The sequence below is a fragment of the Phycicoccus avicenniae genome (assembly GCF_050496545.1).
Classification (GTDB): Bacteria; Actinomycetota; Actinomycetes; order Actinomycetales; family Dermatophilaceae; genus Phycicoccus; species Phycicoccus avicenniae_A.
In genome coordinates this window covers 295679-306980 of the sequence record NZ_JBNVZV010000001.1, presented here as the reverse complement: position 1 = coordinate 306980, position 11302 = coordinate 295679, and the positions used below count along the sequence as shown (strand labels likewise).

The 11302-nt window shown below is 75.5% G+C and carries 11 protein-coding genes; 8 read left to right on the top strand and 3 right to left on the bottom strand.

The features are described from left to right. Positions 1–6 precede the first annotated feature (6 nt). The 6 genes from ACQZ2A_RS01545 (at position 7) to coaBC (ending at position 4347) form a co-directional block, all read left to right on the top strand. The gene (locus ACQZ2A_RS01545; RefSeq protein WP_430206731.1) at positions 7–957 is read left to right on the top strand and encodes a dihydroorotate dehydrogenase; all 951 of its coding nucleotides are present in this window, start codon (positions 7–9) and stop codon (positions 955–957) included. Next, positions 954–1820: an orotidine-5'-phosphate decarboxylase gene (gene pyrF / locus ACQZ2A_RS01540; protein ID WP_430206730.1), complete on the top strand. Its 867-nt coding sequence runs from the start codon at positions 954–956 to the stop codon at positions 1818–1820. Before ACQZ2A_RS01545 ends, pyrF begins: the two co-directional genes overlap by 4 nt. A 90-nt stretch (positions 1821–1910) precedes the next feature. Then, complete coding sequence (mihF, locus tag ACQZ2A_RS01535) at positions 1911–2228, top strand: integration host factor, actinobacterial type (RefSeq protein WP_430206729.1); 318 nt, start codon at positions 1911–1913, stop codon at positions 2226–2228. Then, the gene (gmk, locus tag ACQZ2A_RS01530; protein WP_430206728.1) at positions 2225–2806 is read left to right on the top strand and encodes a guanylate kinase; all 582 of its coding nucleotides are present in this window, start codon (positions 2225–2227) and stop codon (positions 2804–2806) included. Before mihF ends, gmk begins: the two co-directional genes overlap by 4 nt. A 3-nt stretch (positions 2807–2809) precedes the next feature. Further along, entirely contained in the window at positions 2810–3088 is a 279-nt protein-coding gene (gene rpoZ / locus ACQZ2A_RS01525; RefSeq protein WP_430206727.1) for a DNA-directed RNA polymerase subunit omega, read from the top strand. Positions 3089–3093: 5 nt separating this feature from the next. Continuing rightward, positions 3094–4347: a bifunctional phosphopantothenoylcysteine decarboxylase/phosphopantothenate--cysteine ligase CoaBC gene (gene coaBC, locus ACQZ2A_RS01520; RefSeq protein ID WP_430206726.1), complete on the top strand. Its 1254-nt coding sequence runs from the start codon at positions 3094–3096 to the stop codon at positions 4345–4347. A gap of 304 nt (positions 4348–4651) precedes the next feature. Here coaBC and ACQZ2A_RS01515 read toward each other — a convergent pair whose 3' ends face one another. Both ACQZ2A_RS01515 and ACQZ2A_RS01510 read right to left on the bottom strand, forming a co-directional pair. Continuing rightward, the gene (locus ACQZ2A_RS01515) at positions 4652–5851 is read right to left on the bottom strand and encodes a DivIVA domain-containing protein (protein WP_430206725.1); all 1200 of its coding nucleotides are present in this window, start codon (positions 5849–5851) and stop codon (positions 4652–4654) included. Next, on the bottom strand, positions 5851–7353 hold the full coding sequence (locus tag ACQZ2A_RS01510) for a hypothetical protein (RefSeq protein ID WP_430206724.1): 1503 nt from the start codon (positions 7351–7353) through the stop codon (positions 5851–5853). The genes ACQZ2A_RS01515 and ACQZ2A_RS01510 overlap by 1 nt, the downstream gene beginning before the upstream one ends. A 131-nt stretch (positions 7354–7484) precedes the next feature. On the opposite strand from ACQZ2A_RS01510, the gene metK reads away from it, so the two are divergent. Continuing rightward, positions 7485–8705: a methionine adenosyltransferase gene (gene metK / locus ACQZ2A_RS01505; protein WP_430206723.1), complete on the top strand. Its 1221-nt coding sequence runs from the start codon at positions 7485–7487 to the stop codon at positions 8703–8705. Positions 8706–8775: 70 nt separating this feature from the next. Then, complete coding sequence (locus tag ACQZ2A_RS01500; protein WP_430206722.1) at positions 8776–10830, top strand: primosome assembly protein PriA; 2055 nt, start codon at positions 8776–8778, stop codon at positions 10828–10830. 6 nt (positions 10831–10836) lie between these two features. Here ACQZ2A_RS01500 and ACQZ2A_RS01495 read toward each other — a convergent pair whose 3' ends face one another. After that, on the bottom strand, positions 10837–11274 hold the full coding sequence (locus ACQZ2A_RS01495; protein WP_430206721.1) for a hypothetical protein: 438 nt from the start codon (positions 11272–11274) through the stop codon (positions 10837–10839). Between the last annotated feature and the right edge of the window lie 28 nt (positions 11275–11302).

Below are 11302 nucleotides of genomic sequence, written 5' to 3'. Positions count from 1 at the left end.
GTCGACATGCGCACCAGCCTCGCCGGCGTCGAGCTGCCCAACCCGGTGATGACCGCCTCCGGCTGCGCCGCCAACGGCCAGGAGCTGCACCGGTTCTTCCCGGTGTCCGAGCTCGGGGCGTTCGTGACCAAGACCGTGATGAAGGACCCGCGCTCGGGCCGGGCGACCCCCCGGATGGCCGAGACGGCCTCCGGGATGCTGAACTCCATCGGGCTCCAGGGCCCCGGCATCGACGCCTTCTGCGAGAAGGACCTCCCGTGGCTCGCGGAGCAGGGTGCGCGAGTGCTGGTGTCGGTCGCCGGCAACACGGCCGAGGAGTTCGGCGAGGTCGTCCAGCGGCTCGTCGCCTCGCCGGCGTGGTCGTGCGTCGTGGGTGTCGAGGCCAACATCTCCTGCCCGAACGTCGCGAATCGTGGCCTCGTCTTCGCCTGCGACCCGGTGTCGTCGGAGCGGGTCGTCCAGATCGTCCGCACCCGGGTGCCGGACGGCGTTCCGGTGTTCGCCAAGCTCACCCCGGACGTCACCGACATCGTCGCCATCGCCGACGCTGCCCTGCGCGCCGGCGCCGACGGCCTGACGATGATCAACACGCTGCTCGGCATCGTCATCGACACCGACCTGCTGCGCCCGCAGCTGGCCGGGGTGACGGGCGGGCTGTCCGGTCCGGCGGTGCGGCCGGTCGCCGTGCGGGCGATCTGGCAGGTGGTGTCCGCGATGCGCGCCGGCACCGTGCCGACCGCGCCGGTCATCGGGGTCGGGGGAGTGCGCACCGGGAAGGACGCCCTCGAGCTGGTCGCCGCCGGGGCCTCGGCCGTCCAGGTGGGCACCGCGACGTTCAACGACCCGCACGCACCCCGGCGCGTCCTCACCGAGCTCGAGGCCGAGGTCGCCCGGCACGGCCTCACCCGCTTCGCCGACGTCGTCGGCATCGCCCACGACAGGATGGTCCGGCTGTGACACCTACTCCCTTCGGCACCCGGCTGCGCGCCGCGATGGACGAGCACGGCCCGTTCTGCCCGGGCATCGACCCGCACGCCGCCCTCCTCGACGCGTGGGGCCTGCCCGACACCGTCGACGGCCTCGAGCGGTTCGCGATGGCGTGCGTCGAGGCGTTCGGCGGGCAGGTCGCCTGCGTGAAGCCGCAGTCGGCCTTCTTCGAGCGGTTCGGCTCGCGCGGCGTCGCGGTCCTCGAGCGGGTCCTGGAGGCCTTCCGCGAGGCCGGCACGCTGACCCTGCTCGACGCCAAGCGCGGCGACATCGGCACGACGATGGCCGGCTACGCGCAGGCCTTCCTCTCCGAGGACTCGCCGCTGCGGGCCGACGCCGTGACGGTCAGCCCGTTCCTCGGCTACGGCTCGCTGCGGCCGGCCCTCGACCTGGCCGCCGCCACCGGCCGCGGGGTCTTCGTCCTGGCCCTGACGTCGAACCCCGAGGGGCCGTCGGTGCAGCACGCGCGCCTCGACGGTCGCACCGTCGCGGCCTCGGTCGTGGAGGGGGCCGCGGCCGACAACGCAGCAGCCCGGGAGGACGGTGGGCTGGGCAGCGTGGGCCTCGTCGTCGGGGCCACCGTAGGGAGCGCGGTGCACGACCTCGGCCTCGACCTGTTCGGTTCTGCCGCACCGCTGCTCGCTCCCGGACTGGGCGCCCAGGGTGGTACCCCCGAGGGTTTGCGCTCGACCTTCGGCGACGCCCTCCCGCAGGTGCTCGGGAACAGCTCGCGGGAGGTGCTCGGGGCCGGCCCCGACGTCGCCTCGCTGAGCGCCGCGGCACGCCGGTCGGCGGACGAGCTCGCGGCCGTCGTCGAGGCCGCGCGGGGCTGACGCGGAGGGGCTGCCCCGGCGCGGTACAGTCGCGACGTACCCGCCGGGTGTTGAGCAGCCAGCATCCGCAGCGACAGCAAGGATCCTCCCGTGGCACTCCCCCCGCTCACCCAGGAACAGCGCGCCGCCGCCCTCGAGAAGGCCGCGGCCTCCCGTCGGGAGCGCGCCGAGGTCAAGAACCGCCTCAAGCGCGCCGGAGCCTCGCTCGGGGGTGTCATCGAGGAAGGGAAGAGCAACGACGTGATCGGCAAGATGCGCGTCTCCGCGCTCCTGGAGTCGATGCCGGGCGTCGGCCGGGTGCGGGCCCGCCAGATCATGGAGGAGATCGGCATCTCCGAGAGCCGGCGCGTGCGCGGCCTCGGCCAGAACCAGGTGGCGGCGCTCCTCGACCGCTTCGGGCGGCAGTGACGGCCCGCTCGCGCCTCACCGTCCTCGCCGGGCCCACCGCGGTCGGGAAGGGGACCCTCGCGGCGTACGTCCGTGAGCACCACCCCGAGGTGTGGCTGTCCGTGTCGGTGACGACGCGGCGCCCCCGCCCGGGCGAGGTCGACGGCGTCCACTACCACTTCGTCACCGACGAGCAGTTCGACGCGATGGACGCCGCCGGCGAGCTGCTGGAGTCGGCCGTCGTGCACGGCCGCGCCAAGTACGGCACACCGCGTGGGCCCGTCGAGGAGGCGCTGGCCGCCGGCCGGCCGGCCCTGCTCGAGATCGACCTGCAGGGCGCGCGCCAGGTCCGGCGCACGATGCCCGATGCGTTCTTCGTCTTCCTCGCGCCGCCCAGCTGGGACGAGCTGGTGCGCCGGCTCGTCGGCCGGGGCACCGAGGACGCCGAGGAACGGGCCGCCCGGCTCGACACCGCACGCCAGGAGCTGGCGGCCGCGGAGGAGTTCGACGTCACCATCGTCAACGACGAGGTTCGGCGTGCGGCGGAAGACCTCGTATCATGGACGCGAACCCCCGTCCCCACATCGAAGCGAGACTGACGCGTGTCCGGAACCGTGGCGAACCCCATCGGCATCACCAACCCGCCGATCGACGAGCTCCTCGAGCAGGCCGACTCCAAGTACGCCCTCGTCCTCTACTCGGCCAAGCGGGCGCGGCAGATCAACGCCTACTACGCCCAGCTCCAGGAGGGCCTCCTCGAGTACGTCGGCCCGCTAGTGGACTCCGAGGTCCACGAGAAGCCGCTCTCCATCGCCCTGCGTGAGATCAACGAGGGCCTGCTCACCTCCGAGCCCACCCCCGAGACGCCCACCGAGGGCTGACGCCCGTGAAGGTCGTCCTCGGCGTCGCGGGGGGCATCGCGGCGTACAAGGCCTGCTCGCTCCTGCGACTGCTCACCGAGGCCGGCCACGACGTCACTGTCGTCCCGACGGCGGCGGCGCTGCACTTCGTCGGTGAGGCCACCTGGTCGGCGCTGTCCGGCAAGCCGGTGCACACCGACGTGTGGTCCGACATCACCGAGGTGCCGCACGTGCGCATCGGCCAGGAGGCCGACCTCGTGGTCGTCGCCCCGGCGACCGCCGACCTGCTGGCCCGCGCGGCCACCGGCCAGGCCGACGACCTGCTCACCAACGTCCTGCTGACCGCGCGCTGCCCGGTGGTCATGGCCCCGGCCATGCACACCGAGATGTACGAGCACCCGGCCACGCAGGCCAACATCAGCACCCTCACCGAGCGCGGCGTGCACGTCGTGCCGCCGGCCTCGGGGCGGCTCACCGGCCGCGACACCGGGCCGGGGCGGCTGCCCGAGCCCGAGCAGCTCTTCGAGATCTGCCGCCGCGAGCTGGGTCGTTCGGGGGCCGCGACCTCCGCGACCGCCCCCGTCCGGGGGGCGCTGGCCGGGCGGCGGGTCGTCGTCACGGCCGGGGGCACGCGCGAGCCCCTCGACCCCGTGCGCTACCTCGGCAACCGCTCCTCGGGCAAACAGGGGTACGCCCTGGCGCGGGTGGCCGCGGCCCGGGGCGCCGAGGTCGTGCTCGTGACGACGTCCGGGCTGACGGTGCCGGCCGGGGTGCGGGCCGTGCCGGTCGAGACCGCCCTGCAGATGGAGGCCGCCGTGCGCGACGAGGCGGCCGAGGCCGACGTCGTCGTGATGGCCGCCGCCGTCGCCGACTTCCGGCCCGCCGAGTACGCCGACCACAAGATCAAGAAGACCCACGAGGTCGGGTCCGACGGCTCGCCCGACGAGTCAGCGCCCGGTGTGGCGCTCGTCCGCAACCCCGACATCCTCGCCGGCCTCGTCGCCGCGCGCGGTGCCGCGTCGTCACCGGTCGTGGTCGGCTTCGCCGCCGAGACCGGAGATGTGTCCGGCTCGGTGCTCGAGCACGGCCGGGCCAAGCTGGCGCGCAAGGGCTGCGACGTGCTCGTCGTCAACGAGGTCGGTGCCGACGTCACCTTCGGCAAGGACGAGAACACCGTCCACGTGCTGCGGCGGGGGAGCGAGGACGTCCTCGACGTCGGACCCGCCTCCAAGGACGCCGTGGCCGGAGCCGTCTGGGACGTCGTCACCGACCTCCTCTGAGGCTGTCCGCCCGGGAGTCCGGTCGCACGCTCGATGCGCGAACGTCCGCGCCGTCACCGTCATGACGGGGAAATCTTGGAGCGACGGGGATGCATCCACGACGACGTGGAAGTTCCGCGCCGTCACTGTGATGACGCGGAACCTGGGCCGGTGGGAGTCGGCGACGGGCGGCGGAGGGGCTCAGTCGGCGGTGTACTCGACCTGCCAGTCGGCCCGGTGTGCGGTCGAACGACGAGAACATGCCGCCCTCCCCGAGGGGCGGACGGCATGTTCTCGTCGTTCGACTGCGGGGGCCCCGCGGGGGTCAGCGCTTGGCGGGGGTCCGCTTGCCCTTGCCGTTCCGGGCGGGCTGCTCGTCCGCGGCGTCGGCCTGCTCGTCGACGACCTCGGGCTCGTCCTCGGGCTCGACCTCCTCGTCGAGCTCCTCGCCGGCCTCGAGCTCGTCGTCGAGGGAGGCCTCGGCGTCGCCGGGCTCCTCGACGACCGCGTCCTCGAGCGCCGGCTCCTCCTCGACGACCGGCTCCTGCGCGGGCGGCTCCTCGGCGACGGGCTCCTCGGGCTGGGCCACCAGGGCCTCGGCCGCGGCCGGGCCACCGAGGGTGGCCAGCATGTTGCGGACGTTGGACAGCTGGGCGGTGATGCTGTCGCGCCGGGCGGTGGCGGCGGCGAGCTCGCGCTCGGAGTCGCGGCGCACGCGGTCGGCCTGCTCCCTGGCGGACCGGACGATGTCGGCGGCCTCGGTGCGCGCGGCCTCGAGCAGGCGGTTCGCCTCGCCCGTCTTGGCCTGGTGGTCCTCGTCGGCCTCGCGGGCCAGCTGGTCGGCGCGCTCCTGCACCGCGAGCAGCGCCTGGTCCTGCTTGGCGATCTGGTCGTTGTACTCGGCGGCGGCGGCGTCGCGGCGCTCCCCGAGGGTCCTCTCGAAGTCGGCGGCCTGCGCGGCGGCGGTGGCGCGCTGCTTCTCGAAGTAGGCCTCGGCCTCCTCGCGGCGGGCGGCGGCCTCGCGGGCGGCGTCGTCGACGATGGAGTCGGCCTGCGCCTTGGCCCGCGAGAGCACCTCGGCGGCGTCGGTGTCGGCCCGGTTGCGGGTCTCCTCGGCGTAGGTGTCGGCCTCGGCGCGGGTCAGCTGGGAGGCCTGCTCGGCGGCGCGCCGGGACTCCTCGGCCTCGGCGGCGGCGGTGCCGCGGATGGAGGTCGCCTCCTCGTCGGCGAGGCCGAGCATCGTCCCGATCCGCTCACCGAGGTCGGCGAAGGTGGGGCTGGAGACCTTGCGGCCCTCCTCCTCGAGCTGCGCGACGCGACCCCGGTGGGCCTCGAGCTCGCCGGCGGCGGCCTCGTGGTCGTGGCGGACCTTGGAGAGCTCCACGGAGGACTCGGCGGCCTCCTGGCGGGCGGCCTCGGTCTCCTGGCGCGCGGTCTCGACGGCCTGGTGCAGCGCCGCGAGGTGAGCGTCGACCTGCACCGGGTCGTAGCCGCGGAAGACGGTGGGGAACTCCGGCTGGTTCATCAGGACTCCTGGTCGGGGGTGGGGTCGGTGGCGGGCGGGGCTGCCTGGTCGGTGGGCGGGGCGGGGTCGGGGACCGGCGCGTCGGGGGTTGACCCGTCGTCGTGGACGGCGAGGGCGTCGATGACCCCGGACAGCCGCCCGAGCTGGGTGGTGATGGCGTCGCGCCGCGCAGCGAGTGTATGCACCTCGGAGCGGGCCCGTTCGACCGCGGCGTGGGCCTCGGCGCGCACGGCGTCGGCGCGGCGGCGCGCGTCCTCGGAGGCCCGGACGATCTCGGCGCGCGCGGCCCGGTGGCCCTCGTGCGCCTCGCGGTGCATCCGCTCGAGGTCCTCGGCGGTGGCCTGCCGCACGCGGCGGGCCCCCTCCTCGGCCTCGGCCAGCCGTCGTTCGGCCCGCGCGAGGGACTCCGCCTCCCGCTCGCGGGCCTCGGTGACCAGCCGCTCGGCCTCGCGGGCGGCGGCCTCGCGGGTGCGCTCGGCGTCGGCACGGGCCTCGGCGAGGACGGACTCGGCGAGCTCGCGCATCCGGCGGGACGCCGACTCGGCCTCGGCCATCCGGTCGCGGCTCTTGGTGGTGGCGCTGCCGAGGAGGGTCTGCGCGCGCTGGCGGTGAACACGCGTGCGCTCGACGATCTCCTGGTGGTGCTCGCGCGCCCGGCGGTCGCGCTCGGCGTCGGCCCGCTCGAGCACCTCCCGCACCGTTCCCTGCGCCCACGCGAGGTGCTTCTCGGCGCTGTCGACGACGCCCGCGGCCTCGGCCTCGGCGTCGGTGAGGAGCCGGGTGGCCTCCGCGCGGGCCTCCTCGACCAGCCGCGCGGACTCGGCCGCGGCCTGCTCCTCGCGGGTGGTCAGCTCGGTGAGCCGGCCGAGCACCTCGGCCTCGGCGTCCTCGCGGTGCCGGGCCGCGAACTGCTCGGCCTCGAGCCGCAAACCGGCGAGCTCGGTGCCGGTGGACTCGCGCAGCGTGGCGAGCTCGGCGGTGTGGGTCTCGTGCTCCAGCTCCCAGCGCTCCTGGTGCGCGCGCTCCTCCTCGGCGAGGCGGGTCATCGTCGACTCGTGCTCGAGGCGGGCCCGCTCGAGGGTCTCGTCGGCCTGGCGCTGCGCGTCGGCCACGAGGGCGACGGCCTGCTCCTCGGCGACCGCGACGGCCTCGTCGCTGGCCTTGGTGGCCCGCTGGCGCAGGAGCGAGGCCTGGTCCGCCGCGTCGGCGAGCATGATCTCGACCTCGGTGCGCGTCTCCTCGAGCCGTCGCTCACCCTCCTCGCGGGCGGTGTCGACCCCGGCCCGCAGCTCGGCGAGCTCGTGGGCGGCGGCCGCGGACTCGGCCCGGATGCGCGCGGCCTCGGCGCGGGCCGAGCTCAGCTCGGTGCCGGCCTCCTCGCGCAGCTGGTCGGCCAGGTCCTGGGCACGGGTGAGGAGGGACAGGGCCTCGTCGACCGGGCTCGCGGACGTCGCCACACCCGGCCCCGGCCGCATCGCCTCGTCGCTGGACCCCTCGGACACGGGCCCCATGATTCCATGCAGTCGCCGCGACTCGGACCGAGCCCACCCGTGTTCTCAGGGACCGGTATGTTGGGCGCGGTGCGCTGCCCGCCGTCCGTGGCCGCGCCGCCCCCTTCCGAAGGAGTTGCCGCGTGTCCGCACGCCTGTTCACGTCCGAGTCCGTCACCGAGGGACACCCGGACAAGATCTGCGACCAGATCTCCGACAGCATCCTCGATGCCCTGCTCGACCAGGACCCCCGGAGCCGCGTGGCCGTCGAGACGATGGTGACGACCGGGCTCGTCCACGTCGCCGGCGAGGTGACCACCGAGGCCTACGTCGAGATCCCGCGCATCGTCCGCGAGACCGTGCTCGGCATCGGGTACGACAGCTCGACCAAGGGCTTCGACGGCGCGTCGTGCGGCGTCGAGGTCTCGATCGGCCAGCAGAGCCCCGACATCGCCCAGGGCGTCGACACCGCCTTCGAGAACCGCAGCGGCGGGGTCGACCCCAAGGACAAGCAGGGCGCCGGCGACCAGGGCCTGATGTTCGGCTACGCCTGCGACGACACCCCCGAGCTCATGCCGCTGCCGATCTACCTCGCGCACCGGCTCTCCGAGCGCCTCACGGCGGTCCGCAAGAACGGCGAGCTGTCCTACCTGCGCCCCGACGGCAAGACCCAGGTCACCATCGCCTACGAGGGCGACCGCGCCGTCTCCCTCGACGCCGTCGTGCTCTCGACCCAGCACGCCGAGGACGTCAGCCTCGAGGGCCTGCTCCAGCCCGACATCCGCAGCCACGTCATCGAGCCGGTCCTCGCCGAGCTCGCCGACGCCGGCACCGCGCTGGCCGCCGACTCTTACCGCACCTACATCAACCCCACCGGCAAGTTCGTCATCGGCGGCCCGATGGGTGACGCCGGCCTCACCGGCCGCAAGATCATCGTCGACACCTACGGCGGGATGGCCCGCCACGGCGGCGGTGCCTTCTCCGGCAAGGACCCGTCGAAGGTGGACCGCTCCGCCGCGTACGCCACCCGCTGGGTCGCCAAGAACGTCGTCGCCGCGGGCCTGGCCCGTCGCTGCGAGGTGCAGGTCGCCTACGCCATCGGCGTCGCGCAGCCGGTCGGCCTCTACGTCGAGACCTTCGGCACCGAGACCGCTCCCGTCGAAAGGATCCAGGACGCCATCCGCCGGGTCTTCGACCTGCGCCCGCTGGCGATCCTCGAGGAGCTCGAGCTGCTCCGCCCGATCTACAAGCCGACCGCCGCCTACGGGCACTTCGGCCGCACCTCCGTCGAGGGTGTCGAGAACGCCTTCACGTGGGAGCGCACCGACCGCGTCGAGGCGCTGCAGCGCGCGGTCGCCGGCTGATCCGGCGTTCGTCCACAGGCGGAGCCCGCCGACCCGACCGGGGTCGGCGGGCTCCGCTAGGTTCGGCTCCGTGACGGAGAGCGGCGGGGAGGGCGAGCAGCTGGCCCTCATCGCGGACGCCGGGCGGCGCCGTCCGCGGCGCCTCGCCGGCGACGACCCCACCACCGAGGACCGGCCGGTCGCGCTCGTGCAGGTCGACACCGGGCTGGCCCACCTCGACCGGCCCTTCGAGTACCTCGTGCCCGAGTCGATGGCGGCCGGTGCCGAGCCGGGCGCCCGGGTCAAGGTGCGGTTCGCGGGGCAGGACCTCGACGGCTGGGTGCTCGAGCGGCGCGACACCGCCGAGCACACGGGCCGGCTGAGCCCCCTGCGGCGCCTGGTCTCGCCCGAGGCGGTGCTCACCCCCGAGGCGCTGGCCGCCGCGCGGGCGGTGGCCGCGCGCTACGCCGGCACGCTGGGTGATGTGCTGCGCCTCGCGGTGCCGCCCCGGCACGCGCGCGCCGAGCAGGCCCTGGCCACCGAGGCGCCGGAGCATCCCGCGCTCCCGCCCCACGAGCCCGCGGCGTGGGCTCCGTACCCCGCCGGGGCGGCCTTCCTCACCCGGGTGCGCGAGGGTGGGGCGCCGGCCGCCACCGCGCTGGCCCTGCCGTCGGTCGAGCCCGCCACCTCCTGGCCGGCCCTGGTCGCCGAGGCGGTCCGGGCGGCGGTCGAGGGCGGCCGGGGGGCGGTCGTCGTCGTCCCGGACCACCGCGACGTCGCAAGGGTCGAGGCGGCGCTGGCCCACGTCCTCGGGACCGGTCGGCACACCCGGCTCACCGCCGACCAGGGGCCGCAGGCCCGCTACACCGCGTTCCTCAAGGTCCTGAGGGGCCACGTGCCCGTCGTCGTCGGCACCCGGGCGGCGGCCCTCGCGCCCGTGCGCGACCTCGGCCTCGTCGTGTGGTGGGACGACGGCGACGACCTCCTCGACGAGCCCCGTGCCCCCTATCCCCACGTGCGCGAGGTCCTCCTGGCCCGGGCCGGGCTGGCCGGGGCTGCGGTCCTCGCGGCCGGGCACACCCGCTCCGCCGCGGTCGCCGACCTCGTGGCCCGCGGGGTGCTCACGCCGGTCGAGGCCGACCGCCGTGCCGTGCGCCGCGCGGTCCCCGCGGTCCGGGTCGCGGGGGAGGGTGACGACGTCGGCCGCGACGCCGCGGTGGCCGCCGCCCACCTGCCCACCGTCGCGTGGCGAGCGGCGAAGGAGGCGCTGGCCACCGGGCCCGTGCTGGTGCAGGTGCCGCGGCGCGGCTACCTGCCCTCGCTCTCGTGCCAGGACTGCCGGCGGCCGGCGCGGTGCGTCGTGTGTGCGGGGCCGCTCGGTCTCACCGGGCCGCAGGGTCCGGTCGCCTGCCGCTGGTGCGGCCGGGTCGAGACCGCGTTCTCCTGCCCGGCCTGCTCGGGCACCCGGCTGCGCTCCTCGGTGGTCGGCGCGCGGCGCACGGCCGAGGAGCTCGGGCGGGCCTTCCCCGGGGTGCCGGTCGAGCGGTCCGGGGCGGGGACGGTGCTCGACGCCGTGGCCGGCACACCGCGGCTCGTCGTGTCGACGCCCGGCGCCGAACCGGTGGCCGAGGGCGGGTACGCGGCGGCGCTGCTCCTCGACGCCTGGGCGATGCTCGACCGGCCGACCCTCGACGCGGGGGAGGAGGCGCTGCGTCGCTGGTGCGCGGCGGCGGCGCTCGTCCGGCCGGCCGCCGCCGGAGGGCGGGTCGTCCTCGCGGGGGCGCCCCTGCACGTGACCGTGCCCGCGGTCGAGGCCCTGGTCCGCTGGGACCCGGCCTGGTTCGCCGACCGCGAGCTCGCCGAGCGCCGCGAGCTCTCGCTGCCGCCGACGGCACGGCTGGCGGCCCTCACCGGCACGCGAGCGGCGGTCACCGCTGCCCTGGCCGGGCTCTCGCTGCCGACGTCGGCATCCGTCCTCGGTCCGTTGCCCCAGGCCGAGGAGCGATGGCGCGCGCTCGTGACCGTCCCCGTCGAGGACGGACCGGCCCTGGCCGCCGAGCTGACGGCGCTGCGCGCGCGGGCTTCGGCTCGCAAGGAGCCCGACCCCGTCACCGTCCGGGTCGACCCCCGCGACCCCACGGCCTGACCGCCATCAGGCGACCTCCTGCTGTGGCCGGGACCGGCGCACAGCCGCAGCCAGCACGAGGACGCCGAGCATCGAGAGCATCATGGCGGGCACCGTGACGTTGGCCGCCCACACGTGGGGGCCGCGGACCCAGATGTCCGCGGTGTCCCGGTTCACCCACCCGTCGGATGCGAGCCTGGCGACGGCGACGCCGAGCTCGGCGAGGTGGCCGAGCACGGCGAGCGGCAGGACGACGGCCAGGACGGTGGCGACGCCGCGCCCGGCGCGCGTCGACACGGACCCGCGCAGCCGGAGGACGAGGACCACCGCCGGTACGAGGCAGGCGATCGCGAGAAGGTGCGAGGTGATGTGCAGCGCGCTCGTGTCCCCGAGGGCGGCGAAGACGAACACGGACAGGAACGGCACCCACACGAGGACGACGAGGTGCCAGGGACGGACGGCCATGGGGAGGTCCTCTCTGGTCGGTGCCACG

Coding starts and splice junctions, on each gene's coding strand:
- ACQZ2A_RS01545 (WP_430206731.1), top strand. CDS start 7: ATGCGCACCAGCCTCGCCGGCGTCGAGCTGCCCAACCCGGTGATGACC.
- ACQZ2A_RS01515 (WP_430206725.1), bottom strand. CDS start 5,851: ATGAACCAGCCGGAGTTCCCCACCGTCTTCCGCGGCTACGACCCGGTG.
- ACQZ2A_RS01495 (WP_430206721.1), bottom strand. CDS start 11,274: ATGGCCGTCCGTCCCTGGCACCTCGTCGTCCTCGTGTGGGTGCCGTTC.